Annotated in this window: 19 protein-coding genes and 1 tRNA gene; 3 read left to right on the forward strand and 17 right to left on the reverse strand. The window is 67.3% G+C overall.

All coding sequences use genetic code 11. The annotated features are described in order from the left end of the window. Positions 1–56: 56 nt before the first annotated feature. From AAAZ40_RS03590 to AAAZ40_RS03645, 12 genes are all read right to left on the reverse strand, one after another. Positions 57–518, reverse strand: coding sequence for a hypothetical protein (locus AAAZ40_RS03590; protein ID WP_476661210.1), 462 nt, complete (start codon positions 516–518; stop codon positions 57–59). Then, on the reverse strand, positions 515–1,834 hold the full coding sequence (locus AAAZ40_RS03595) for an AAA family ATPase (protein ID WP_476661211.1): 1,320 nt from the start codon (positions 1,832–1,834) through the stop codon (positions 515–517). The genes AAAZ40_RS03590 and AAAZ40_RS03595 overlap by 4 nt, the downstream gene beginning before the upstream one ends. Before the next feature lie 40 nt (positions 1,835–1,874). Then, positions 1,875–5,336: a BREX system P-loop protein BrxC gene (brxC, locus tag AAAZ40_RS03600; RefSeq protein ID WP_476661212.1), complete on the reverse strand. Its 3,462-nt coding sequence runs from the start codon at positions 5,334–5,336 to the stop codon at positions 1,875–1,877. A gap of 41 nt (positions 5,337–5,377) precedes the next feature. Next, positions 5,378–5,941, reverse strand: coding sequence for a BREX protein BrxB domain-containing protein (locus AAAZ40_RS03605; protein WP_476661213.1), 564 nt, complete (start codon positions 5,939–5,941; stop codon positions 5,378–5,380). Next, a complete protein-coding gene (locus AAAZ40_RS03610) occupies positions 5,931–6,731 on the reverse strand; it encodes a hypothetical protein (RefSeq protein WP_476661214.1) in 801 nt (266 codons plus the stop codon). Before AAAZ40_RS03610 ends, AAAZ40_RS03605 begins: the two co-directional genes overlap by 11 nt. Further along, complete coding sequence (locus tag AAAZ40_RS03615; RefSeq protein ID WP_476661215.1) at positions 6,728–6,856, reverse strand: hypothetical protein; 129 nt, start codon at positions 6,854–6,856, stop codon at positions 6,728–6,730. The genes AAAZ40_RS03610 and AAAZ40_RS03615 overlap by 4 nt, the downstream gene beginning before the upstream one ends. Before the next feature lie 305 nt (positions 6,857–7,161). Further along, positions 7,162–7,252 (reverse strand) — tRNA-Ser (locus AAAZ40_RS03620). 64 nt (positions 7,253–7,316) lie between these two features. Continuing rightward, entirely contained in the window at positions 7,317–8,693 is a 1,377-nt protein-coding gene (locus tag AAAZ40_RS03625; RefSeq protein WP_476661216.1) for a tryptophan--tRNA ligase, read from the reverse strand. 27 nt (positions 8,694–8,720) lie between these two features. Continuing rightward, positions 8,721–9,389: a site-2 protease family protein gene (locus AAAZ40_RS03630; RefSeq protein ID WP_476661217.1), complete on the reverse strand. Its 669-nt coding sequence runs from the start codon at positions 9,387–9,389 to the stop codon at positions 8,721–8,723. 52 nt (positions 9,390–9,441) lie between these two features. After that, positions 9,442–10,077: an L-threonylcarbamoyladenylate synthase gene (locus tag AAAZ40_RS03635; RefSeq protein WP_476661218.1), complete on the reverse strand. Its 636-nt coding sequence runs from the start codon at positions 10,075–10,077 to the stop codon at positions 9,442–9,444. 16 nt (positions 10,078–10,093) lie between these two features. Beyond that, positions 10,094–10,987, reverse strand: coding sequence for a DMT family transporter (locus AAAZ40_RS03640; protein ID WP_476661219.1), 894 nt, complete (start codon positions 10,985–10,987; stop codon positions 10,094–10,096). After that, positions 10,977–11,831 (reverse strand): 3',5'-nucleoside bisphosphate phosphatase, encoded by an 855-nt coding sequence (locus AAAZ40_RS03645; RefSeq protein ID WP_476661220.1) that lies wholly within the window; start codon positions 11,829–11,831, stop codon positions 10,977–10,979. The genes AAAZ40_RS03640 and AAAZ40_RS03645 overlap by 11 nt, the downstream gene beginning before the upstream one ends. Before the next feature lie 116 nt (positions 11,832–11,947). Between AAAZ40_RS03645 and murJ the strand changes: the two genes are divergently transcribed. Beyond that, positions 11,948–13,513, forward strand: a complete 1,566-nt coding sequence (murJ, locus tag AAAZ40_RS03650) for a murein biosynthesis integral membrane protein MurJ (RefSeq protein ID WP_476661221.1) — start codon at positions 11,948–11,950, stop codon at positions 13,511–13,513. Positions 13,514–13,649: 136 nt separating this feature from the next. On the opposite strand, the gene tldD is transcribed toward murJ, so the two are convergent. Together tldD and rodA are read right to left on the reverse strand one after the other, a co-directional pair. Next, the gene (tldD, locus tag AAAZ40_RS03655) at positions 13,650–15,110 is read right to left on the reverse strand and encodes a metalloprotease TldD (protein ID WP_476661222.1); all 1,461 of its coding nucleotides are present in this window, start codon (positions 15,108–15,110) and stop codon (positions 13,650–13,652) included. Between the two features lie 89 nt (positions 15,111–15,199). Continuing rightward, positions 15,200–16,357 carry a rod shape-determining protein RodA gene (rodA, locus tag AAAZ40_RS03660; RefSeq protein ID WP_476661223.1) on the reverse strand — a complete coding sequence of 386 codons (1,158 nt, stop codon included), beginning with the start codon at positions 16,355–16,357 and terminating at the stop codon, positions 15,200–15,202. Positions 16,358–16,402: 45 nt separating this feature from the next. Here rodA and radA point away from each other — a divergent pair, with 45 nt between their 5' ends. Further along, the gene (radA, locus tag AAAZ40_RS03665) at positions 16,403–17,815 is read left to right on the forward strand and encodes a DNA repair protein RadA (RefSeq protein WP_476661224.1); all 1,413 of its coding nucleotides are present in this window, start codon (positions 16,403–16,405) and stop codon (positions 17,813–17,815) included. 46 nt (positions 17,816–17,861) lie between these two features. Beyond that, positions 17,862–18,968, forward strand: a complete 1,107-nt coding sequence (locus AAAZ40_RS03670) for a patatin-like phospholipase family protein (protein ID WP_476661225.1) — start codon at positions 17,862–17,864, stop codon at positions 18,966–18,968. Between the two features lies 1 nt (position 18,969). On the opposite strand, the gene AAAZ40_RS03675 is transcribed toward AAAZ40_RS03670, so the two are convergent. From AAAZ40_RS03675 to AAAZ40_RS03685, 3 genes are read right to left on the reverse strand one after another with little or no spacing between them, the layout of a single operon-like run. Next, complete coding sequence (locus AAAZ40_RS03675) at positions 18,970–20,427, reverse strand: efflux transporter outer membrane subunit (protein WP_476661226.1); 1,458 nt, start codon at positions 20,425–20,427, stop codon at positions 18,970–18,972. After that, on the reverse strand, positions 20,420–23,587 hold the full coding sequence (locus AAAZ40_RS03680; protein WP_476661227.1) for an efflux RND transporter permease subunit: 3,168 nt from the start codon (positions 23,585–23,587) through the stop codon (positions 20,420–20,422). The genes AAAZ40_RS03675 and AAAZ40_RS03680 overlap by 8 nt, the downstream gene beginning before the upstream one ends. Before the next feature lie 15 nt (positions 23,588–23,602). After that, positions 23,603–24,850 carry an efflux RND transporter periplasmic adaptor subunit gene (locus AAAZ40_RS03685; RefSeq protein WP_476661228.1) on the reverse strand — a complete coding sequence of 416 codons (1,248 nt, stop codon included), beginning with the start codon at positions 24,848–24,850 and terminating at the stop codon, positions 23,603–23,605. Positions 24,851–24,992 lie beyond the last annotated feature (142 nt).

Consider the following 24,992-nt stretch of genomic DNA (forward strand, 5'->3'; position numbering starts at 1 on the left):
GGCTGCGCAGGGGTTTGGGCAGGGGGGTGTTGGTCGATGTCACGGCTGGGGGTTGATCAGAGTTCGGGTTCGCGGTCGTAAGCGGCCAAATGCTCGTCGAGTGACCAGATGTAGACGCGGCGCGCCCGGTTCTGATGGCACAAGCGCTGCCAGTCATGGACGATGGACAAGTCTCCCAGACCGCTGCCGCGCCCGGCATGGTCGGGAAACTCGCTGAGCCAGGCGCGCAGATCGTGCGTTTCAAGAAAGTTCACCGGCATCAGAGGCAACTTGCCGTCCAGCGCTTCGGACACCATCTGTACGAAGCGCTGGGCACAGGCCCGACGTTCCGTCCCATCGCCGTTTTGTCCGATGTGGTTGCCAGTCTCAAGAATCGTGGCCATCGGCAGGAACAGCGATTCCCTCGCCTGCACACGCTGCGAGAGTGCAGCGACGATGGCTGTGTGCTGGGTGGCCTTGACGGGCACGTTCAGCACTTCCACGAAGATCGTCGTGTCGAGGAGGCAAACTGCGGTCATAGCTCTTCCGGGTCGTCCGCTGGTGCTTGCAAGGTCGCCAACCACTGCATGGCCTTGGCCTGCCGCTCCTGCGGTGTGCTGGTGTCCTTCACGTACCGGTCCAGCACCCGCCGCGTCATCAACTGGCCCAGCGGGCCTTGCGCCACCAACTCGGGGTAGCGGTCCATGTCTCCCAATCTGACCAGCCGGCTGTCGCCTTGCTGCGGGGCGCGGTAGCAGCACACCACGTCGGCCAGTGATTCATCGGGCAGTGCGTCGAGCAAGGCGGGGTTGTGCGAGGTCAGCAGCACCCTCAGCTTGCGACCGGTGGCGATCTTGCGGATCTGCTGCACCAAAAGCTCGGCGCGGCTGGGGTGCACGCCGTTGTCGATCTCTTCGATTACGACCAAAGCCCCTTCGGGGGCAGTCAGCAGCGTGGCGCCGACTGCCAGCACGCGCAGAGTGCCGTCCGACAGCAGCGGGGCGTCCACAGTGCGCTTTTGCTCGCCGAAGGACTCGACCAAGCGGACCATCACGTCCTGTCGCTCGGTCTTGATGAACTGAATGGCTGTGATGTCCTGCTCGGGCAACGAACGGATGAACCCGAGCAGTTGTTGCCTGCCTGATCCCGTCTGCGCCACGCTGTAGAGAACCGCCGAGAGGTTGCTTCCGTCTTCCTTGATGGCGTCGTCCTTGGCATAGACGTAGTCGCGCATCAAGGCGGGGCGGGGGTCCAGGAAGACGATTTGCCGGAGAGCCTCGCGCAGCGCCTTTGTCACTGCGGGAATGATTTGCTGCGAGTCGGTGTGCTTGGCTTCAAAGCGCCCCGGCGTTTCGAGCTGGAAAAAGATCGCCTGCCGATTCGAGCACGGGATATGGGGCTTGTTGCGGCCTTGCTTGAAGTTGTTGTACGCAACGCTGATCTCGTCGGTGTGCGGATTGGGCTGTGAATCGACGATGTAGAGCGGAACCTTCTCTGTCCGCTGTGTCACCCTTTCGCCGGTGATCACCAGTTGATCCGCCTGCAATCCAATGCTGACTTCAAAGTCTTCCCAACCGTGGGGCGCACCTGCGAGGTGTAGGCCCAGCGTGAGGGGCTGAGCCGTATCGCGGAACAGGTCGCGCGACTGTCCACGCACGATGGCATCGCCGCCCTGAATCGCCCTGGCGATGTCTTCCAGTCGGCTGCCCTTGGCCAGCCAGCTGAGCAGTCGCATAGCCTCGAGCATGTTGCTCTTGCCAGAAGCGTTGGCACCGATCAGGAAGGTCAACGGCGCCAGGGGTAGCCGGGCATCCCGATAGCTCTTGAAATTGCTGAGCGAGAGTTGGGTCAGCATGCAGACCTCCTCGTGTGTCGACAGTCAGTGCCGGGAGCGATCACAGCGCCACCGGCCCTTGCTTGAGCTTCTCCGCCACGAGCTGCTCAACATCCGCCAGCCAGGCCTTCAGCTCTTCGGCGTTGTTTAGCGTGCGTTTGGGCAGGCTCAGGTGCACGACGTTGGGCTTGAGCAGTTGCACCGCGGCCATGCGCGCGGCCTCGAAGCGGCTGGGCAGGGCATCGGCCTTGGAGACCCAGTGGTCGAGGTCGCAGTCGTCCAGGGCATCCTGCAGTTGCTCGGGCGTGCCCAAAGGCGGGTCGGCCTGGGGCTTCAGGTGGTGCCGCCCGGTCAGGTCAGTCCTCTGGGCATCGCTGAGCTTGTTCCACTCGGTGTCGCCATGAAGCTGTTGCTGCTGTTGGGCGAATGCTTGCTTATAGGTGGCCAGCTTGGCGTTGAGCGCCTGGCGCAGCAGGTCCACCACCTTGTCGAGCAGCGGGCGTACCGGGTCAGGCTCGGCCAGCAGCGCGCGCTGGGTCTCGATGGCCTGGGCCTCGGTCTTCAGCGCCTGGTACGGGACTAGAGTCTTGGCGTGGCGCAGCAGGTCTTGCAGTTGGTGCCAGGCCGGCAGCCGCTTGGTGATGCCTTCGGCGGTGTGGACCCAGGCCTTGGACAGCGCGGCGATCTCGTCGGACCGGGTGTAGACCTCCAGCAGCTGAGCGTTGCCGGACTGGCCTTCGATGGATTCCAGCACGCCGAGCTTGGGCGCCTCAGGGGCGGGTGCGGCGCCTCCGGCCCTGCTGGCCTGATCCCGCAGCTTGGCCAGCAGTGCCGGCAGCTTGGCTTGCTCTTCCTTGGGCTGGCAGGGGACGCCGACGGACCCGAACAGCTGCCGGATCTTGATCAGCTGCATCGGTGTGATGTGGATGGATTCGCGCTGGAAGCTGGCTTGGCTGAGCTTGGCGCGGTCCAGGCTCTTGGCATCCACCGGCTTGGCCGCCGCGTCGCTGGCCTTCAGGTGGCCGGCAGCCAGCAGCGCGTACAGCGCACCGTCGATGGCGTCGCGCGGCCAGCCGTAGGGCGGGGCCTCGAAGTTCTCGCGAATCTCCGAGCCCTTCTTGCCGGGGCCGATGAAGCCCAGCAGCTTCTGGCAGACCGGGTGCTTGTCGGCCTCTTGGGTGTGGCCGACGGCCTTCAAAGCCTCCAGGTTGCCCTTGCGGGCTTCATCCAGCACCTTGCCCCACTGCTCGTGGTCGGCCGCATCGAACTGGCTGTAGAGGCGGATGGCCGAAGACTTGGCCGCACGGTTGATGCGGTCGGCCAGGTCATTGCCGTCGGTAGCCTCCTGCCCGCCGGCCTGGAACACGCGCACAGCGGCGAACAGTTGGTCGAGTAGGTCTTGAAGCGCCCTTTCGGCGTTGCGCTGGCGGCTCTCCATCGAGCGCTGCGCGTCGCGGCCTTCTTCGGTAGCCGGGTAGCCCTTCTTCTGCAAAGTGGTGCGCGCGGCCTCCAGCGCGACGATGGCGTTGCTCAACTCGGTTTTGTGCTGGGCCGGCAGGAAGGCGAACAGCGTGGGGTTGTCGGAGCGCTTGGCCTTGGCCTCGGCAATGACCGACTTCTCTTCGGTCTGCCAGCCGTCCTGAGTCCACAGGTACAGGCTGCGGTCATGGTCCTTGGGCAGGGTGTCGTCGTAGCTGGGGCTGAGCGTGCGCACTTCGTTGCCCTTGCCCTGCGTGACGCGCACTTTCTTCAGCACCTCAACAAAGCGGGCCTTGAGCAGTTCGACGCGCTTGTGTTCCACGCGCTGCGGTGCGGCCTTGAGCTCGGACTCATGGGCGCGAAACTCCTCGTACCAGGCGCTGGATTCGCGCGTTTGCAGTCGGTATTCGGTGCCGTTGCCACCCGCCAGGGCCATGACCACGCGGTCTTGGTTCTGCAGCTCATCGAGCAGGGCCGGCAGCGACTTGCGCAGCTCGGACGAGCCGGCAGACAGGTCGGTGACCAGCAGGTCGGCCAGGGCCTCTTCGGTGGCCTTCAGGCCCAGGTCCAGCGCCGCATCGGCGGGCAGTTTGTTGATGAGGTAGATGAGCTTGAGCAGCTTGGCCTTGAGCTGGGCGTTCGCATCTCCAGCGGCGAAGCGCTGCACGTTCTCGAACACTTCTTTGGGCAGCTGCGCCGTGGAGAGCAGGTTGGCGGCAATTTGGTCGTAAAGAAAGTCGCCGCAAACCACATGCCCCAGCGGCGCCTCGGCCGTGGCCAGCACCGCTTCATGCACCACGCGCAACTGGCTGCGCAGTTGCGAGACGGTGCCGGTGGTGTCGATCGTGCGCAGCACCCGCTCCCAGAAGCGGCGGCGCACCGGCAGCAGCGGGTAGTCGGACGTCATGAGGCTTTCGTCAGCGGTGACGTGCTCGAGCTTGGTGCCGCGCAGGTGGCGCGAGATTTCCCCCAGGTTGCTGCGCCAGACCTTCTCGAGCTCGGGCTGCACCGAGGGCTTTTTGGCCAGGATGATTTGGCGCGTGACGTTCTCGACATCCCAGTCACCCAGCATCACTTGCACCGGGAACCGGCCCGTCAGCTTGGTGAGGGCCGGGGTGCCAGTCAGGGCCGACTGGCCCGTGCCCACGAAGAGCAGCTTGCCGTTGAAGTGCTTGCTCAGCGTCTCGGTAAGCTCTTGCACCTGGAACGCCTTTTCGGCGTCGGTGCCAATGTACTGCTGCACCTCGTCCAGCACCACGAGCGTGAGCGGGAGCTTGCCGTTGTGCACCAGGGCGGCTTCGATGGCCGCCACCAGCTGGTTGCTGCTGATGTCGGTCACCTCGGGAAACTGGTGCTTCAGGATGGTTCGCAGCTCTTTCTGGCTGGCTGCGAGGTCGGGGCGGTGTTTCAGCAGCGACTGCGCGAGCGGCTGCGAGACGTACATCTCGGGCAGCGTCTTTTGTAGCGTGCGGCCTTCGGTGTGCAGATCGGCGCGCACCGCGTCGAGTATGCCCTCGCGCTGCAGCCACATCTGCAACTGCGCCTGGTTGTATGGCTCGGGCAAGCCCTTGGACTTGAACAGAATACCCAGCAGCGCGAGCCGCACTCTGTCGTTGGCACCGGCCCCCAACTTGCCGGCTGCGGCGTGCAGCCCGCCGTGGCGCTTGCCCTGGGTGCTGAGTTCCTTGAGCTGGGCCAGGATGCCTTGCGGCAGACGCGCGATGCTGCGTGCCGTGGCACCATCGGCAAAGGAGTAGTCGGTCCACAGCGTGCGCAACATCTTGGCCAGGTGCGACTTGCCGCTGCCGTAGAAGCCGGAAATCCACACCCCTGGCTGCTCGGTCTTGGAGCCAAGGTTGAGCAGGAACTTGTCGAGGATGGTCTCCAGCCCCTTGGCGTACTGGCCGTCGCAGACGAAGGTCTCGAGCTCGTAGCGCAGGATGGCCTGCGCAGCCTCGGAGTGGTCTTCAGAGACCTCGGCCACACCATGGTTGACAAGGCGGTTCTGTTGCGGCGGTTTGAGGTAAATGTCCCTGTTCAGCATAGCGTTCCTTGCTTGCCCTGGTGTCGCGTGCAGCGGGCGGTTCAGTCCTTGGCCATCAGGGGAACGGCCAGGTAGTTCCAGCCGTCGCGTGCGTCCAGCAGCCGGTAGGTGTGGTTCTCGGGGTGGTGTTCGCCCGGAAAGAACACCAGCAGGCGGCCCGGTATGGCATCCTTGATGCGTTCTACCACGGCTGAGACGCGAGCCAGACCAAACAACGCCCCCACACCCAGCAGGGCGACGACCGTATCTGGGCCCGCTTGTGCTGAGATTTGCGTCTTGATCTGCTCGATCAGCGCGTCGCGAAACATTATGACCTCGCCCGTTTGGTAGCCGGCCAGGTCTTCGGGGCATTCGAAATAGGCGTCGCGGTTCTCCTGCGCCGCCATCCACAGTGGGAAGGCATGGGTCAGGTCCAACAGCAGCCACTGCTTGCCAGCCTGCTGGGTGGCGAGCTCGAACTCACCGACATGGGCGCGCAGGCGCAGTTCGTCGGCCTTGTCGTAGACCGCGAAGATAACGCGTTGGACAGCGGCCAGCCCGGTCTGCCATGGCACCGATAGATGCTGACGGTAGCTTGCAGCCAGCTTGGCGACTCTAGACGACATGCAGCACCTCCAGACGAGTGCGTTCTTCTTCGGGCGTGAGGTAGCCAGGGAAGCGAACCTCTTTGACGCCGCCTGCATTCATGAACACGAGAAGGCCCCGGTGCGCAGCGGAGTTTGCAAGCAACTCCAGCTCATCAGTTGAGCCGCCCAGCAGATTCGTCCATTCGGATGAGAAGAGGCGTTGCCCGGTGCGCCCCCCGAGGTAAGCCAGGAAGAGCAGCAGGGTCGCGGCTTCGGGGTGTGCCGGCGGCTGCGCGCGGGTCTTGTTGCGGTGACCGCAAAGAAGGCCGGCAGCCGTCCAACTGCCCGCCACGTTCTGAGCAAACGACTTGAGCGACGCAGGGCTGAAGCGGTCTGGGTAGGACTGCGCCAAGAAGCGCTCGACCGCTTCGCGAGACACCGCAGCGCCGATAGCGTGGCCAAGAATGAAAGCCTGGGTGCTGCGCAAAAGGGGGTCGCGCGCCAGTGCCAGCGCCAAAGCGAGCTGCGGTTGTGCGGCCTCGTTCAGCGGCCAGAGGCGGCGCAGTGCACGGAAAATGGGATTGGTGGCGCCAAGGCTGTAAAGTGCGCTCATGTGGCGCAGCGTCAGTACCCGCGCCTTAAGGGTCGGCTTGCCCAAGACGTTCTCATCCACAATGGCCGTCGCGTAGTCGGCGCGGCCGGCCTGGGGCTGCGTGTGGCCAAGCAGCAGGCGCAGTTCGTCCAGCATCATCGTCCGAGCAGCATGAGGGCCATTGATGCCGAAGCGGAAACCGAGCGCCTGGAGCGCTGCTTTTTGGGCATCCGTCACGAACCGATCTTTCGGGCTTTCAAGTTGGCCAGGCTTCGCATCTCCCGCTCTGCAGCCTCCAGCATGGCAGACTTGATGTGCGGCTCAACGCGAACACTGACGACTTCCGACTTGCTGGCGGCCATAGGCACGCTCCTGTAAGCAGTAAGCTGGCAAAACGCTAGCTTACTCGATTCCTTTGGCGGAACGTCCAAGAGCAAGGGTTATCACGAAATCATCACGACATGACAAACGCGGCCACCCCAACGCCTGCTGGCACTGCACCAGTCATATCCTGTAACTCCCATCATCGCCCCGACCGGCCGCGCGCGTACCAGGAATCGTGCCGGTATGACGGGAACAAAACGGAGGCACTTGGACGCGAAAAAGGGCCTCGGCGGGCCCTTGCTGCGAAAACCAACCTGATGTAACCTGTTAATTTTAAATTGTTTGGCGGAGAGAGAGGGATTCGAACCCTCGATACGGTACAACCGTATACCGGATTTCGAGTCCGGCGCATTCGACCACTCTGCCATCTCTCCGCGTGTCGAGCCGCGCATTGTAGCAGGCTCAAAACCGGGCCATCGCGCGCTGCCGGGGAGAGCGCTAACCGGCTTCGCGCAGTGCGGCCAGGGCGGCGTCGGCGGCTTGGGCTGCACCCGCACCCGCATTCTGCGCGCCCAGTTGCAGCAGCGGGTGCAGTTCGGGGCTGGCGCTGTAGCCGGCGGCCTTGAGGCGGGCGATGGCTTGCCCTGCTTCCTGGGGGGTGGCAAAGCCCAGGCTTTGCAGCAGCAGCTGGCCGCGCGCGTCGGCGAGCTTGAAGGCGAAGCGGCCGTCGGGCTCGCGGTACTGCTTGAAGACGGGCAGGGCGGCCTTGGCGGCCGGGGCGCTGCCCGCCGTGGGCGCCGCCGTGCCGCCGCCTCCAGCAAGGGCCGCCGCCGCACCATTCGCCCGCGCCGCCGCACCGGCACCCGCCGCCACCAGCGGCCGCAGCCCCACCGCATGGCGCAGGCGCTGGGTGAACGGGGTGGCGCTGCGCCGCGCCTTGGCGGCGCCGGCTTGCAGCAGCGCTTCGACATCTTGCGGGCGCGCCATGAGCTCGAGGTAGCGCGCACGCAGCGGCGCGATTTCGGCCTCGATGCGCTCGTACAGCAGCTGCTTGGCCTGCGCCCAGGCGATGCCTTGTGCGTAGGCGCGCGCCAGCGCGGCGGTTTCGTCGGCGCTGGCAAAGGCTTGGTAGAGCTGGAACAGCGCCGAGCCCTCGGTCTGCTTGGGCTGACCCGGTGCCAGCGAGTCGGTGACGATGCCGAAGATCAGTTTCTTGAGCTGCTCGGGTGGCGCAAACAGTGGGATGGTGTTGTCGTAGCTCTTGCTCATCTTGCGCCCGTCCAGCCCGGGCAGGGTGGCCACTTGGGCCTCGACCACGGCTTCGGGCAGGGTGAAGTGCGTGCCGTAGAGGTGGTTGAAGCTGGAACCGAGGTCGCGCGCCATTTCGATGTGCTGCACCTGGTCGCGCCCCACCGGCACCTGGTGCGCGTTGAAGAGCAGGATGTCGGCCGCCATCAGCACCGGGTACATGAACAGGCCGGCGCTCACGCCGTCGTCGGCATCGAGCCCGGCGGCCGCGTTTTTGTCCAGCGCCGCTTTGTAGGCGTGGGCGCGGTTGAGCAGCCCCTTGCCGCAGACGCAGGTGAGCAGCCAGGTGAGTTCGGTGGTTTCGGGGATGTCGGACTGGCGGTAAAACGTGACGCGCTCCGGGTCGAGCCCGCAAGCCAGCCAGGTGGCGGCGATTTCGAGCGTCGAGCGCTGCACGCGCTCGGGTTCGTGCGTGGAAATGAGGGCGTGGTAGTCGGCCAGAAAGTAAAAGGCATCGACGCTGCCCAGCGCGCTCGAGCGCAGCGCCGGCCGGATGGCGCCCACATAATTGCCCAGGTGCGGGGTGCCAGAGGGTTTGATGCCAGTGAGGACGCGCAGGGTGTGCATGAAGGGATCGAGAGAGGGGGGGTAAATTTAAAGCAGCAACCAGCGCAGCGGCGTGAGCACGGTTTGGATCAGGTCGGCTGAAAGCGTCATCAGTGGGCGCAGCCAGTAGGTGCCCAGCAAACCGGTGAACAGCAGCACCAGCACGATGATGAAGCCAAAGGGTTCGATGCGCGCGACCGCCTGCGCCGGTTGCGCGGGCAGCAGCCCGACCAGGATGCGCCCGCCATCCAGCGGCGGCAGCGGCAGCATATTGAGCACGAACAGCACCAGATTGACCAGCAGCCCGGCCTGCGACATTTCAAGCAAAAACGGCTCGTGCAGGCCCAGCGCCAGCAGCAGATAGCCAAAGATCACCCACAGCAGCGCCTGCACCACGTTGGACGCCGGGCCGGCCAGCGCCACCCAGACCATATCGGTCTTGGGCCGGCGCAGGCGCGCGGCGTTCACTGGCACCGGCTTGGCGTAGCCAAACAAAAAAGCGCCGCTGGTGGCAAACAGCAGCAGCAGCGGCAGCGCGATCGTGCCCAGCGGGTCGATGTGCTTGGCCGGGTTGAGCGTGATGCGCCCCAGCATCCAGGCCGTGGGGTCGCCGAAGTGGCGCGCCGCGTAGCCGTGCGCGGCCTCGTGGATGGTGATGGCAAACAGCACCGGCAACGCAAAGACGGCGATGGTTTGCAGCAGGGCGGCGATGTCCATGGGGTGTATTGTCTCAGCAGCGCAGCGGTGTGGCGTATGGGCTCGGTGGCGCTTACAACCCGAGCGCGGCCAGGCTGCCCTGGCCTTGGCGCAGCAGCTGCGGCGCCTCGCCTTGGGCCATGGGCGTGAGGTCGAGTACGGTGGTGGGCGCCAGCGCGCAGGCGCCGGCGTCGATCACGGCGGCCAGGCTGTGCTCGAGGCGCTGACGGATTTCGTGCGCGTCGTTGAGGGGCTCGCTGGCGCCGGGCTCGATCAGGGTGGTGCCCAGCAGCGGCGCGCCGTGCAGTTCCAGCAGTGCCTGCAGCACCTTGTGTGCCGGAACGCGCAGCCCGATGGTCTTGCGCGCCGGGTGGCTCAGACGCCGCGGCACCTCTTTGCTGGCCTCGAGCACGAAGGTGTAGGGGCCGGGGGTGCCGAGCTTGAGCAGGCGAAACTGGGCGTTGCTCACGCGCGCGTAGCTGGCCAGTTCGCTCAGGTCGCGGCACAGCAGCGTGAGCGGGTGCCTGGCATCGAAGCCACGGATGCGGCGCAGCCGCTCGACCGCGTCTTTGTCGTCGAGGTGGCAGACCAGCGCGTAGCTGGAGTCGGTGGGCAGCGCCAGCACGCCGCCTTGCTGCAGCGCCTGCACCGCCTGTTTGAGCAGGCGCGGTTGCGGGTTGTCGGGGTGGAGTTGAAAATACTGCGACATGGGTAGAGGGTGAGAATCAGTCGATTTTGGGTTGACGCGCCGTGAGCCAGACCAAGGTCGCGCCGCAGAGCACAATCAGGCCCATGCCCACCCAGGCCCACAGCCCTGGCAGGTGACCAAACAGCAACCAGCCCAGCAGCAGCGCAAGGCCCACTTGCAGATACATGTAGGGTGCCAGGGTGGAGGCCGGCGCGCGCGCAAACGCCTGGATGAACAAAAAATGGCCCACGGTGCCGCACAGCCCCGCCAGGCACAGCAGCGCCAGCGTGCGCAAATCAGGGATGGTCTGCCAGACCCAGGGCAGCGCCAGCGTCATCAGCGCCGCCCCGGTCCAGCCGGTATAGCAGTGCATGGTCATGGCGTCTTCGCTGCGCGCCATGCGGCTGGTCAGAATCTGGAACGTGGCGTACAGCAGCACCATGAGCAGCGGCACCAGCACAAACCAGCCCAGCGCGGCCCCGGTGGGCTGGATGATGAGCAAGGCCCCGGCAAAACCGCCCCAGACCAGCAGCCAGCGCAGGCGGCTCACGGTTTCGCGCAAAAACACGGCCGCCAGCAGCGTCACCACCAGCGGCGTGAGCATGATCATGGCGGTGAACTCACCCAGCGGCATGTGTTGCACGCTGACAAAGCTCAAGGTACTGACTGCCAGCAGCAGCAGCCCGCGCAGCGCGTGCAGCAGCGGCTGGCGTGTGGCCAACGAACGCCAGCCGCGGGTGGGCAGCACCACCGCGGCCATGACCAGCGCCTGAAAGGTGTAGCGAAACCACACCACCATCAGCACCGAAATGCTGGCGCCCAGCAGCTTGACGGTGGCATCCAGCGCCGCAAAACAGGCCACCGCCAGCACCACAAAGGCAATACCCAGCAGCGCGCGTGGCTGCACCAAGCGCGCGCTTTCAGTGGACACGGTGTGCCAGCAAATCCCACACCGGCTGCAAGCGGGCGTCGAGCAAGGGCAGGGCGCCGAGCTCGCAGTGGCTCTCGCCGGGGCTGTGGAAATCGGAGCCGCGCGAGGCCGCAAGGCCAAACTCGAGCGCCATCTCGGCGTACTGGGCCGCTTCGGCGCTGCTGTGGCTGCCGGTGAGCACCTCCACCGCTTGCCCGCCGTGGGCCTTGAATTCGCTGAACAGGGCGTATTCCTGGGTGGCGTTGGGATGGTTGTAGCGCGCTGGATGCGCGATCACCGCCACGCCGCCGGCCTCGACGATCCAGCGCACCGCGTCGCCCAGGCTGGCCCAGCGGTGCGGCACGAAGCCGGGTTTGCCGTCGGTGAGGTATTTGCGAAACACCTCTTGCACGTCTTTGCACACCCCGACCTCGACCAGGTAGCGGGCAAAATGGGCGCGCGAAATCAGCTCTGGGTTGCTGACGTATTTGAGCGCCCCCTCGAAGACACCGGGGATGCCGACCAGGCGCAACTGCTGCGCCATTTCCTGGGCGCGCGCGCTGCGGCCGCTGCGCGTGCGCTCCAGGCCCTGCAACAGCGCCGGGTGGGTGTGGTCAAAACCCAGCCCGACGATGTGCACCGTGAGCTCGCAAAAGCTGACCGAAATCTCGGTGCCGGTGAGGTAGGGCAGCGCCAGGGCGCGCGCGGCGTCGATGGCGCGCTGCTGGCCGCTCACTTCGTCGTGGTCGGTCAGGGCCCAGAGCTCGACCCCGTTGGCCTTGGCGCGTGCCGCCAGCGCCTCGGGCGTGAGGGTGCCGTCGGAGACGGTGGAGTGGCAGTGCAGGTCGGCGTTGAAAATCGGCATAAGAATCATTTTATTGGCGCCCGAGCGCCTGCAGCCACCCGCGCATCCCCTGGAGAGGTGGCGAGCGCAGCAATCGTGGGCGCGAACCATTCTAGTGCCAAGGCTACACTCGCGCTGTGTCGCTCTTTAAATCCGCCTCTGTCGTCTCGCTGCTCACCCTGCTGTCGCGCATCAGCGGCCTGGTGCGCGATCTGCTCATCGCCGCCACCTTTGGCGTGAGCGCCATGACCGACGCCTTCAACGTCGCGTTTCGCATCCCCAACCTGCTGCGGCGCCTGTTTGCCGAAGGCGCGTTCAGCCAGGCTTTTGTGCCGGTGCTGGCGGCCACGCGCACCCAAGAGGGCGACGCCGCCACCCAAGACCTGATCGACCGCGTGGCCACGGTGCTGGCCTGGGCGCTCACACTCACCTGCATCGTGGGCGTGCTGGCGGCACCACTGCTGGTATGGGCCATGGCATCTGGGCTGGCGCGCGACCCGTACACCTTTGACGTGACGGTGGCGCTGACGCGCTGGATGTTCCCCTACATCGGCTTCATGTCGCTGGTGGCGCTGGCGGCCGGCATCCTCAACACCTGGAAGCGCTTTGCCGTGCCGGCGGCCACACCGGTGCTGCTCAACGTCGGCTTGATCGTGGCGGCGGCTTGGGGGGCGCCGTGGTTTGAGTCGATGGGCATCGAGCCGATCATGGCGCTGGCCGGAGGCGTGTTGCTCGGCGGCAGCCTGCAACTGGCGGTTCAACTGGCGGCCCTCAAGCGCCTGGGGCTGCTGCCGCGGGTGGGCTTGCGCTGGTCCAAGGTGCGCGCGGCCTGGCAGCACCCGGGCACGCAGCGCATCCTCACGCTCATGCTGCCGGCGCTGCTGGGGGTGAGTGTGGCGCAGTTGTCGCTGCTCATCAACACCCAGATCGCCTCGCACCTGGCCACCGGCAGCGTGAGCTGGCTCACCTTCGCCGACCGCCTGATGGAGTTTCCGACCGCGCTGCTCGGTGTGGCGCTGGGCGTGGTGCTGCTGCCCGCGCTGGCCAGCGCCCATGCCGCCGCCGACGCCGCGCGCTACAGCGGCTTGCTCGACTGGGGCTTGCGCCTGATGCTGCTGCTGGCACTGCCCTGCGCGCTGGCGCTGCTGCTGATCGCCGAGCCGCTGGTGGCGGTGCTGTTCCACTACGGTGCCTTCAGCGCGCACGACGTGCAGCAAACCGCGGCGGCGCTCATGGGCTACGGTGTCGGGCTGCTGGGCCTGGTGGCGATCAAGATTCTGGCCCCGGCTTTTTATGCCAAGCAAGACATCCGCACGCCGGTCAAAATTGCCATTGCGGTGCTGGTGCTGACGCAGTTGCTCAACCTGCTGCTGGTGCCGCACTTGGCCCACGCCGGGCTGGCGCTGGCCATAGGCCTGGGGGCGCTGATCAATGCCGGCCTGCTGCTGGCGGGCCTGCTGCGGCGCGGCGCCTACCAGGCGCGGCCGGGCTGGCTGCTGTTTGCGCTGCGCGTGCTGCTGGCGTGTGCGCTGCTGGGCGCTTTTCTGTGGTGGGCCGCTGGCCAATTTGCCTGGGTGGCGGTCGATGTGAGCGTCTGGCAGCGCCTGCTGGCCATGGCCGCGCTGCTGGTCGGCGCCGCGCTGGTGTACTTCGGCGCGCTGCTGCTCAGCGGCATGAAGCTGCGCGCGTTGTTGCGGCCTTGAGCCGGCTTGCGCCCGTTGCCGCGCTGCTGGTCATCTACCTGTCCCACCCCGGGCGATTGTCAGACCTGCGACGCCAGCGCCCGCCGCCAGCTTGGCCGTGCCGAGCGCTCGAGGCCCCAGGTTGCCGAGAGGGGTTTCAGGCCGTGCCGCCCACCGTCAGCCCGTCGATGCGCAGCGTCGGCTGGCCCACGCCCACCGGCAGGCTCTGGCCTTCCTTGCCGCAGGTGCCCACGCCGCTGTCGAGCGCGAGGTCGTTGCCGATCAGGCTGACTTGCTTGAGCGCCTCGGGGCCGCTGCCCACCAGCGTGGCGCCCTTGACCGGGTATTGCAGCTTGCCGTCTTCGACCCACCAGGCCTGGCTGGCGCTGAACACGAACTTGCCGCTGGTGATATCGACCTGGCCGCCGCCAAAGTTGCTGGCATACAGGCCGCGTTTGATGCTGGCGATGATTTCCTGCGGCGCCTTGTCGCCGGCCAGCATGTAGGTGTTGGTCATGCGCGGCATGGGCAGGTGGGCGTAGCTCTCGCGCCGGGCGTTGCCGGTGGGCTTGACGCCCATGAGGCGCGCGTTCAGGCTGTCTTGCAGGTAGCCGCGCAGAATGCCGTCTTCGATCAGCACATTGCGCTGGCTGGCGCAGCCTTCGTCGTCCATGTTGAGCGAACCGCGCCGGTCGGTGAGCGTGCCGTCGTCGAGCACGGTCACGCCCTTGGCTGCCACGCGCTTGCCGATGCGGCCGGCAAAGGCGCTCGAGCCCTTGCGGTTGAAGTCGCCCTCGAGCCCATGCCCCACGGCCTCGTGCAGCAGCACGCCCGGCCAACCGGGGCCCAGCACCACCGTCATCTCGCCCGCCGGCGCGGGGCGGCTCTCGAGGTTGGTCAGGGCCGACTGCACGGCGTCGGTGACATAGTGCGCGATTTGCGCTTCATCAAAGCGCGCCAGCCCAAAGCGGCCGCCGCCGCCAGAGGAACCCGATTCGCGCCGCCCGCCCTGTTCGGCGATCACGGTCAGCGACAGGCGCACCAGCGGCCGCACGTCGGCGGCCAGGGTGCCGTCGGCGCGCGCCACCAGCACCACGTCGTATTCGCTGGCCAGACTGGCCATGACCTGCACGATGCGCGGGTCCTGTGCCTTGGCCAGCGCCTCGACGCGCTCGAGCAACGCCACCTTGGCGGCGCTGTCGAGGCTGGCGATCGGGTCGTGCCCTGGGTAGAGCGAGCGCGCCTTGGCGACCTGGCGTGCGCCCACCCTGGTGCGGCCCTGCTGCCCCTGGGCACCGATGCTGCGCACGTTTTGCGCCGCGTCTTGCAGGGCGGCCCACGACAGGTCGTCGGAGTAGGCAAAGGCGGTCTTGTCGCCGCTGACGGCGCGCACGCCCACGCCTTGGTCGATGCTGAAGCTGCCGCTCTTGACGATGCCTTCTTCGAGGCTCCAGCCCTCGGAGCGGGTGTACTGGAAGTAGAGGTCGGCGTCATCGACCCCAGGGGCCATGAGCTGGCTCAGGGTGCGGCGCAGGTGGGTCTGGTCGAGCCCGTAGGGTTCGAGCAACAGGCTGTGGGCAGTGGCCAGCCGGGCCAGGGTGGGTTCGCGTGCGATCATGGGCCCCATTGTAGGAACTTGCGCCCGACCGTGCCGGGGCGCGTGCAGTGGGCCGTGGCGCCGCAGGGCGCCGTGCGCAAGGGCCGCGCTCAGGATTGCAGCCGCCGCCTGGAGCGCCCGATGGCCAGCAAGATGCCCAGGCTGGCCCCGAGCGTGAGCATGGCCGTGCCGCCAAAGCTCATGAACGGCAGCGGCAGCCCGACCACCGGCAAAATGCCGCTGACCATGCCGATGTTCACAAAGGCATAGACGAAGTGCACCAGCGTGAGCGCGCCGGCCAGCAGGCGGGTGAACAGGGTCGGGGCTTCGATGGCGATTTTGAGGCCGCGCCAGACCAGATAGAAATACGCCCCCAGCAGCAGCAGCACACCGAGGAAGCCAAACTCTTCGGCGTAGGCGGCAAAGATGAAGTCGGTGGTGCGCTCGAGCACGAAGTCGAGCTGGGTCTGGGTGCCTTGCAGCAGCCCCTGGCCCCACAGGCCACCCGAGCCGATGGCGATCATGCTCTGGATGATGTGAAAGCCGCTGCCCAAGGGGTCGGCGTGGGGGTTGAGCAGGGTGCAGACGCGCACCTTCTGGTAGTCGCGCAGCAGCACCCAGTCGACCCCGCGCTGGCACCAGTGCGGCTCCATCAGCACCAGGGTGACGATGCCCACCAGCCCCAGCAGCAGCGGCGGGAGGATGAGCTTCCAGCTCAGGCCGGCAAAGTAGATCACGAACAGGCCCGAACTGGCGATGAGCAGGCTGGTGCCGAGGTCGGGCTGGCTCATGATCAGCGCCGTGGGCACGGCCACGATCACGCCGGCGACCACGAAATCGGGCCACTGCAACTGGCCCTCGCGCTTGTGAAACCACCAGGCCAGCATCAGCGGCATGGCCAGCTTCATGATCTCGCTCGGCTGCATGACGATGAAGCCAAGGTCGAGCCAGCGCTGCGCGCCGTTGCGCTCGATCCCCACCAGCTCCACCGCCAGCAGCAGCAGCAGGCCGCCCACGTACAGCGGCGCGGCCAGCGCCAGCCAGCGCTGTGGCGGAATCTGCGCCACCACGAACAGCGCGGCGGCCGCGATCAGCAGGTTGCGCACGTGCAGCTCGAAGCGGCCCGGCATTTCGAAGGCGGCCGAATACATGGCCAGCAGCCCGAGCGCGCTCAGCAGCGCAATGGCCAGCAGCAGCGGGCCATCGAAGCCCTGCACCAGCGGCAAGGCCCGACGCCACAAGGGAGGGTTCTGGATCACGACGGCCATGACGGCGCATTATCCTCTGTGCCCGGCGCTGCTACAGTGCGCCCCATGGCCAAAGACAAGTCCCACTACAGTTGCCAGCAATGCGGCGGCACGACGCCGCGCTGGCTCGGCAAATGCCCGCACTGCGGGGCCTGGAACAGCCTGCTCGAAACCGCGCCCGAGCCGCAAGCCGCAGGCAAGAACCGGCTCGGCGCGGCTGGGCCCACAGGGCTGGTGGCGGCGGCCGAACTGGCGCCGCTGTGCGCCATCGAGGCCAGCGAAGTGGCGCGCACCGCCACCGGGCAGGAGGAGCTGGACCGCGTGCTCGGCGGCGGCATCGTCGCCGGGGGCGTGGTGCTGATCGGCGGCGACCCCGGCATCGGCAAATCGACGCTGCTGCTGCAGGCGCTGGACGCCATGCAGCGCCAGGGCCTGCCGACGCTGTACGTGAGCGGCGAAGAAAGCGCGGCCCAGGTGGCGCTGCGCGCGCGCCGCCTCGGGCTGGCGGCGAGCCCGGTGCCGGTGCTGGTCGAGATCGGGCTCGAGGCCATCCTGGCCACGCTGGCACGCGAGCGCCCGGCGCTGGCGGTGATCGACTCGATCCAGACCCTGTATTCGGACCAGCTCAGCTCGGCACCCGGTTCGGTGGCCCAGGTGCGCGAATGCGCCGCCTACCTGACGCGCGCCGCCAAGGCCAGCGGCAGCGCCATCGTGCTGGTCGGGCACGTGACCAAGGAAGGCACGCTGGCCGGGCCGCGCGTGCTCGAGCACATGGTGGACACGGTGCTGTATTTCGAGGGCGACAGCCACGGCCCCTACCGGCTGATTCGGGCCATCAAGAACCGCTTCGGCGCCGTGAACGAGATCGGCGTCTTTGCCATGACCGAGCGTGGGCTCAAGGGCGTGAGCAACCCGAGCGCGATTTTCCTGAGCCAGCACAGCCAGCCGGTGCCGGGCAGTTGCGTGCTGGTGACGCTCGAAGGCACGCGGCCGCTGCTGGTCGAGATTCAGGCGCTGGTGGACAGCGGCGGCCCGAGCCCGCGGCGCCTGAGCGTGGGGTTGGAGCGCGAGCGCCTGGCGATGCTGCTGGCGGTGCTGCACCGGCACGCCGGGGTGTCGTGCAGCGACCAGGACGTGTTCGTCAACGCCGTGGGCGGGGTGCGCATCAGCGAGCCGGCGGCCGATCTGGCGGTGCTGCTGGCGATCGCGTCGTCGCTGCGCAACCGCGCCTTGCCGCAGGGTTTTCTGGCCTTTGGCGAGGTCGGGCTGGCGGGCGAGGTGCGCCCGGCGCCGCGCGGGCAGGAGCGGCTGCGCGAAGCCGCCAAGCTGGGTTTTACGGCCGCCCTGTTGCCCAAGGCCAACCTGCCCAAAAAGTCGGATCTGGCGCAGCACAAGGCGCTGGCCGGCATGGCGCTGCACCCTGTGGAGCGCATCGAGGAGGCGCTCGAGGTCGTGCGCAGCCTCCAGACTCAGCCCTGAGCCGGGTTTCATGGGGTTTACACAGTCGCTGGCGCATAATGTGCGCATGAAACAAGTCCCTGCTGCCGCACCGCCCCTGCCCATCGACCTCGCCCTGCAAGGCGGTGGCGCGCATGGCGCCTTCACCTGGGGCGTGCTGGACCGGCTGCTGCAGGACGAGAGCCTGGAAATCGCGGCCATCAGCGGCACCAGCGCCGGGGCCATGAACGCGGTCGCGCTGGCCGCCGGGCTGATGGAGGGCGGCCGCGAGGGCGCGCGCAACACCCTGCGCGCGTTCTGGACCCAGGTGGGGGCGCAATCGCCCTTTGCGCTGCTGCAGCCGGCCATGGGCGGCCTCCATGCCTGGACGGCGCGCCTGCCCGGCGTGCAAGCCTGGCAGCAGGCCAGCCAAGAGTCGATGCGCTGGTGGAGCAAGGCCATCGGTCAACCGTTTTCGCCCTATCAGTTCAACCCGCTGGACCTGAACCCGCTGCGCAGCATCCTGGAGCGCACGGTCGATTTCGAGCGCGTGCGCACCTGCACCAAAACGCGTTTGTTCATCGCCGCCACGCATGTGCGCACCGGCGCCTTGCGCGTGTTTCGCCAGCACGAGCTCAACGCCCAGGTGGCGCTGGCTTCGGCTTGCCTGCCGACGCTGTTCCAGGCCGTGGAGATCGACGGCGAACCCTATTGGGACGGCGGCTACGCCGGCAACCCCTCGCTCATGCCGCTGATCGGCGAGAGCCCGGCCGACGACTTGCTGCTGGTGCAGATCAACCCGATGCTGCGCAGCCAGGTGCCGCAGCAGGTGGCCGACATCATGGACCGGGTCAACGAGATCACCTTCAACGCCAGCCTGCTCAAGGAGCTGCGCACGATCCAGCTGCTCAAGAACCTGATCGAACAGGACGGCCCGGCGGCCACGCACCCCGACCGCGACCCGCTGATGGCGCGCATCGCCGCGCTGCGCACGCACCGCATCGACGGCGGCGCGGCGCTGGTCGAGCTCGGGGCGGCGTCCAAGCTGCGCACCGATCCGCCCTTCTTGCTCGATCTGTTCAAGCGCGGCCACGCCAGCGCCGACGCCTGGCTGCAGGCGCACCGCGCCGACCTCGGGCAGCGCGCCACGCTCGACCTGCACGCCGAATGCCGCTTGAGCGGCGACCGCTGCTGACTCAATGCCCGCCGCTGGCGCGGTACAGCGCCACGCGGTTGTGCAGTTGTGCCAGGCGCAGTTGCAGCAACTGCTGCTCGGCGGCAAACACGCTGCGCTCGGCATCGAGCCATTCGAGTTGGTTGGCGGCACCGGCCTTCAGGCGCCGTTGCGCCAGGCGCAAGCGTTCCTGTTCGCTGGCCAGCAGCGCCTGCTGTGCAGCGTACTCGGAGCGCAACAGAGCCTGGTTGGCGAGCGCGTCGCGCACCTCGCGGAATGCGCCTTCGATCGCCTGCTGGTAGCGCAGCAGGGCGATGTCGCGCTCGGCCTGTGCTTGCGCCAGGCCAGCTTGGTTGGCACCGCGGTCGAGCAAGGGCATCAGCACTTGCGGTGCCAGGCTCCAGCCCCAACTGCCGCTGGCAAACAGGCCGCTGAGCTCGCTGCTGGCACTGCCCAACTGTGCCGTGAGCGCTATGCGCGGAAAAAACGCTGCGCGTGCGGCGCCAATATGCGCCTGCGCCGCCGCGAGCCGGTTTTCGGCGGCGCGCACGTCTGGGCGTTGCAGCAAGACCTGGGCTGGCAAACCCACCGCCACCGGCTGCAGCACGCCGCTGCCAAGCTCGGGCTTGCCTGTCAGCAAGGGCAGCGCGGTGGGCGTAGGCAAAGCGGTTTGCGGCGCGCCGAGCAGGGCTTGCAGTTGGTGCAGCGCCAGTTGCAGTTGGCGTTGCTGTTGCGCTTGCACCAGGCGCGCAGCCTGCACCAGGGTCTGGGCCTGTTGCACCTCTTGCGCGCTCGCCAAGCCTTGTTGCTGGCGGCGCTGCATCAGGTGCAGGGCGGCGTTGCGGTTGTCCAGGCTGCGTTGGCTGAGCTCGAGTTGCGCCTGCAGGCCAAGCCAATCGAGCCAGGCCGAGGCCAACGCGGCCACCAGGCTGACGCGCGCGAAGCGTTCGCCCTCCAGCGACGCCAGGTACTGCGCTTGCGCTGCAGCGCTCAGGCTTTGCAGGCGGCCAAAGAAGTCGAGCTCCCAGCCAGCCACTTGCAAGCCAGCGCGCACCTGGTCGGTGCCTGGCGTGTCGCCACCCACCACCTGGGCTTGCAGCGCGGCACCCAGGCTTGGCCCTTGGGCGGCGCGCCTTTGCTGCCATTGCGCCTGCAACAGGTCGACTTGGCGCTGCGCGATGCGTACATCGGTGTGTTGGCGCAAGGCCTGCTCGATCAGGGCGCGCAGTTGCGGCTCCTGCACGAACTGATCCCAGGCCAGCGACACCAGGCTGGGGTCTGCGCCGGGGCTGGCAACGCCGTCGTGGGGGGCGGTGCCATTGTGCCAGTCTGCAGGCAAGGGCAGATCGGCGCGCTGGTAAGGCTGGAACTGCGAGCAAGCGCTCAAGCCCAACAGCGCCAGCGCTGCCCACCCGATGCGGCTGCGGCGTGGCAGGGCAGCGCGCACGTCGGCTTTGGCTCCAGAATGCGCTTCAGTCATGGCGGTCTCCGGCGGGGTGGGGGCTGTCCTGTACTGCATCGGGGGCCCATGTGGAACCCTTGGCTGCGTCGGGGCGCGACAGAAACCGGCGCACCAACACATAAAACAAGGGGATGAAAAACACCCCCAGCAGCACAGCGCTCAACATGCCGCCAACCAGGGCCGTGCCGATCACCTGCTGGCTCAGGGCGCCAGCGCCGCTGGCGAACACCAGCGGCAGCACGCCGGCGCTGAAGGCGGTCGAGATCATCACCAAGGGGCGCAAGCGCAGCCGCGCTGCTTCCAACGCCGCGTCGTAAGCGCTGGCACCTTGCTCTTGCAGGGTTTTGGCAAACTCAACGATCAAAATCGCGTTCTTGGCCGACAGACCGACAATCGTGATGAGCGCAATCTGGAAGTACACGTCGGCCTCGAAACCGCGCAGCAACAAGGCCAGCAGCAAACCAATCATGCCCAACGGCACCACCAGCAGCACCGCCAGCGGAATCTGCCAACTGCCGTACAGCGCCGCCAGGCACAAGTAAACCGCCAGCAACACGAAGCCGAGCACAAAGATGAATTGCGCACCGGCGCGCTGCTCCTCCAGCGACTGCCCGGTCCACTCATACCCAAACCCTGGGGGCAAAGTGCTTGCCAGGCGCTCCATTTCGGCCATTGCTGCACCGCTGCTTTGGCCCGCTGCGGCTTGGCCATTGATGCGCATGGCTGGAAAGCCGTTGTAGCGCACCGTCTGCACCGGCCCTGTGACCCAACGCGCGCTGGCCAGGCTGGACAGCGGAACCGCTTGCCCCAGGCGGTTCGGCACCGTCAGGCGCAGCAAGTCGTCCGGGTTCATGCGTGCGCTGGCCTCGGCCTGCACGATCACCCGCTGCAAGCGCCCCTGGTTGGGAAAGTCGTTCACATAGGCCGAGCCCAGCGCAACCGCCAGCGTTTGCCCGATGGCGGCGAAATCCACACCCAAGGTGGCGGCGCGCTCGCGGTCGATATCCAGTTGCAGTTGCGGCGCGGGCTCCAGTCCGTCTGGGAACACCTGCGCCAATACCGGGCTTTGCGCCGCCTGGCCGAGCAACTGGTTGCGCGCCGCCAGCAAAGCCTCGTGGCCCTGGCCAGCGCGGTCCTGCAGGCGAAAGCTAAAGCCCAAGGCCGAGCCCAGTTGTGGAATCGGGGGCGGGCTGAGCGGGAAGATGACGGCGTCGCGCACGCCCGACAAGGCCATGAAGGCGCGCCCGGCGACCGCCGCCGCGCTGCTCTGCGGCTCTGTGCGTTGCGACCAATCGGTCAGGGTCACAAAGGCCAGCGCCGCGTTCTGGCCTTGGCCCGAAAAGCTGAAGCCCAGCACACCGACCATGCTCTCCACCTCGGGTTGCGCCAGCATGTATTGCTCGACTTGCTCCATCACCGCCAGCGTGCGCTCCTTGCTCGCGCCCGGGGGCAGTTGTACGTTGACGAGCAAGCTGCCCTGGTCTTCGTTGGGCAAAAACGAGGCTGGCAAGCGCTGGTAGGCGAGCACGGCCAGGCCTATGAGCACGGCGTAGAGCAACATGCTGCGCCCAGGCCGGCGCAGGACCACGCCGAGCCAGCCCAGATAGCCTTGCGTGGTGCGGTCGAAGCGGCGGTTGAAGGCGCCAAAAAAGCCGCGCTGCTGCGCGTGTTCGGGCAGGGCTTGTTTGAGCAGTGTGGCGCACAAAGCCGGCGCCAGCGTCAGGGCAAGAAAGGTCGAGATCGTCACCGACAAGCCCAGCACCACCGCAAACTGGCGCAGGATGTTGCCCATGGCACCGTCAAAGAATGCCAACGGCACGAAGACCGACAGCAGCACCGCCGTGGTGCCCACAATGGCGCCCGAGATTTGCTGCATCGCCCGGTAGGTCGCAGCGCGGGCGGCAAGCCCTTCCTCGCGCATGATGCGCTCGACGTTTTCCACCACCACGATCGAGTCGTCAACCACGATGCCTATGACCAGCACCATGCCAAACAGCGTCAGCACGTTGATCGTGTAGCCCAGCAGCAGCAAACCCGCCAGCGCGCCCAGCAGGGTGATCGGCACCACGATCGCGGGCACCAGTGTGTAGCGCCAGCTTTGCAGAAACAGGTAAATCACCGCCACCACCAGCAGCAGCGCCATCAGCAGCGTCAGCACCACCTGCTGCACCGAGAGTTCGACAAAGCGCGAGCTGTCGTACGGGATCGACCAATCGACCCCGGCAGGCAGGCTGGGTGCCAGGCGCTCGAGTTCGGCGCGCACCGCGCGTGCGGTGGCCAAGGCGTTGCCGTCTGAAGCCAGTTGGATGCCGATGCCCAGCGACGGCTGGCCATCGTAGCGGGCGCTGGTGGCGTACAGTTGGCCGCCGAGCTCCACCCGTGCCACGTCGCGCAGGCGCAGCGCCGAGCCGTCGGGCAAGGTGCGCAGCAACAATTGCTCAAACTCGGCCACCGTGGCCAATTGGCCTTCGACGCGCACACTCGCCACCACGCTTTGTCCGGGCACGCTGGGCAGGGAGCCGATTTCGCCCGCGGCCACCTGCAGGTTCTGGTTGCGCAAGGCGGTGATCAGGTCGGCGCTGCTCAGCCCCGCCCCTTGCAGTCGCATGGGGTCGAACCACACCCGCATGGCGGGCTCGGAGCCAAACATCAGCGCACGCCCCACGCCAGGCACCTGTTGCAGCGCGGGCACCACCTGACGCGCGGCAAAGTCGCCCAGCGCATAGAGGTTGGTGTCGGCGTCGCTGCTGCGCAGCATCATGAAGAGCAGGAAGTTGTTGTTCACCTCCTCCACGCGCACGCCTTGTTGCACCACGGCGGCGGGCAGGCGGGCGGCGGCGCGGTTGAGGCGGTTTTGCACGTCCACCTGGGCCATGCGCACGTCGCTGCCTTGCTCGAAGCTCAGCGTCAGGGTGCCGCTGCCGTCGGCCTGCGCGACCGACTCCATGAACATCAGCCCAGGCGCGCCGTGCATTTCGCGCTCGATCAGCGCCAGCACGCTGTCTTCGTGCGTTTGCGCCGAAGCGCCCGGAAAGAAGGTGCTGACCTGAATGGCTGGCGGCGCAACCGCCGGGTACTGCTGGATCGGCAGTTGCGTCAGGGAGGCGGCACCAAAGGCCGCGATGAACAAGGCGATGACCCAAGCAAAGATGGGCCGGTCAATGAAGAAGCGCGACATGCGGATGGCCCCTGTTCAACCTTGGCTGGCAGCAGGTGCCGGTGCGGCGGCGGGGGGCGCTTGCCACGGCACCGCGCGCACGTTCGCCACGCCCGGCATCAGGCGCTGAAAGCCGTCCACCACCACCTGCTCGCCGCTTTGCAGGCCCTCCAACACCCACACTTGCCCGCCAACGCTGGGGCCTGTGCGCACGGGACGCGGGCTGATGCGCCCAGCCTGATCGACCACCAGCACCTGCTCGCCTTGCGGGCTGCGCTGCAGCGCCTGTTGTGGCACGGCAAAAGCCGCTGCAGCCTGCGCCTGTGCCAGGCGCACGCGCACGAACATGCCGGGCAGCAGGAGCCCGTCGGGGTTGGGCACAGAGGCGCGCAGCGTGACTTGCCCGGTGCCGGGGTCTACGTTCAGGTCGGTGAACAACAGTTGGCCAGGGTGCGGGTGTACGCTGCCGTCGTCGAGCACCACTTGAACGCGCACCGCCCCCGTGCCGCCCGGCTGGAGTTGCCCGGCGCGCACGGCACGCTGCAGCGCCAGCACTTCATTGGCGCTGCGCGTGAAGTTGACGTAAAGCCGATCGGTCTGCTGAATGAGCGCCATGGGCGTGGCATCGCCCTGGCCCACCAGCGCGCCTTCGCTCACCAGCGCGCGCCCGATGCGCCCGGCAATCGGTGCCGTCACGTCGGCGTGGCTGCGCTGGATGCGCGCGGCCTGCACGGCGGCCTGCGCCGCTTCGCCCTCGGCTTGGGCCAATTGCAGGGCAATTTCTGCGCCGTCGAACTGCTGCTGGCTGACCGCCTGTTCGGCCGCCAGCGGGCGCAAGCGCTCCACTTCGGCGCGGGCGTGGCGCTCCTGCGCCTGAGCGCGGCTGAGTTGCGCCACGGCGCTGGCCAGGGCTGCGTCGGCGCTGGCCGGGTCAATGCGAAACAGCAGTTGGCCAGCGCGCACCTGGCTGCCCTCGGCAAAACGGCGTTCGAGCACGATGCCGCTGCTGCGCGCACGCACCTGCGCGGTGCGCGCCGCTTCAAGCCGCCCCGGCAGCTCTGCGCTCAGCGCCGTGCTTTGGGCCTGTACCACAACAACGCCTACCTCGGGCGCCATGGCGGCTGCGGCGGCAGCCGGGTCGGCTGGCGCCTGGCTGCAACCGCCCAAGGCCAGGGCCAGGCAAGCGGCCAAGCCCGCAGCGGCGCTGGCCCGCGCCCAGGCAACGGTTTGAGGCCAGGGCGCGCGCGCTGGTGCCAGGGCCTGAGAGGCCTGGGGCTGGGGCACGACATGCGCCGCTGCGTGGCGGGGTGGGCGGCAATGGGATGGGTGGGGCAAGGCGGGCATGGTGTGGGGCAGGTTGGGCCAAACAGGCCGCCAGTATACATGCACACACGAATGTATGTAAACGTGCAGGCTCGCTTTGTGC

This window comes from Serpentinimonas sp. SMBJO2 (assembly GCF_056341105.1).

Coding starts and splice junctions, on each gene's coding strand:
- AAAZ40_RS03590 (WP_476661210.1), bottom strand. CDS start 518: ATGACCGCAGTTTGCCTCCTCGACACGACGATCTTCGTGGAAGTGCTG.
- AAAZ40_RS03595 (WP_476661211.1), bottom strand. CDS start 1,834: ATGCTGACCCAACTCTCGCTCAGCAATTTCAAGAGCTATCGGGATGCC.
- brxC (WP_476661212.1), bottom strand. CDS start 5,336: ATGCTGAACAGGGACATTTACCTCAAACCGCCGCAACAGAACCGCCTT.
- AAAZ40_RS03605 (WP_476661213.1), bottom strand. CDS start 5,941: ATGTCGTCTAGAGTCGCCAAGCTGGCTGCAAGCTACCGTCAGCATCTA.
- AAAZ40_RS03615 (WP_476661215.1), bottom strand. CDS start 6,856: ATGGCCGCCAGCAAGTCGGAAGTCGTCAGTGTTCGCGTTGAGCCGCAC.
- AAAZ40_RS03625 (WP_476661216.1), bottom strand. CDS start 8,693: ATGCACACCCTGCGCGTCCTCACTGGCATCAAACCCTCTGGCACCCCG.
- AAAZ40_RS03630 (WP_476661217.1), bottom strand. CDS start 9,389: ATGGACATCGCCGCCCTGCTGCAAACCATCGCCGTCTTTGCGTTGCCG.
- AAAZ40_RS03635 (WP_476661218.1), bottom strand. CDS start 10,077: ATGTCGCAGTATTTTCAACTCCACCCCGACAACCCGCAACCGCGCCTG.
- AAAZ40_RS03645 (WP_476661220.1), bottom strand. CDS start 11,831: ATGCCGATTTTCAACGCCGACCTGCACTGCCACTCCACCGTCTCCGAC.
- tldD (WP_476661222.1), bottom strand. CDS start 15,110: ATGATCGCACGCGAACCCACCCTGGCCCGGCTGGCCACTGCCCACAGC.
- rodA (WP_476661223.1), bottom strand. CDS start 16,357: ATGGCCGTCGTGATCCAGAACCCTCCCTTGTGGCGTCGGGCCTTGCCG.
- radA (WP_476661224.1), top strand. CDS start 16,403: ATGGCCAAAGACAAGTCCCACTACAGTTGCCAGCAATGCGGCGGCACG.
- AAAZ40_RS03670 (WP_476661225.1), top strand. CDS start 17,862: ATGAAACAAGTCCCTGCTGCCGCACCGCCCCTGCCCATCGACCTCGCC.
- AAAZ40_RS03675 (WP_476661226.1), bottom strand. CDS start 20,427: ATGACTGAAGCGCATTCTGGAGCCAAAGCCGACGTGCGCGCTGCCCTG.
- AAAZ40_RS03680 (WP_476661227.1), bottom strand. CDS start 23,587: ATGTCGCGCTTCTTCATTGACCGGCCCATCTTTGCTTGGGTCATCGCC.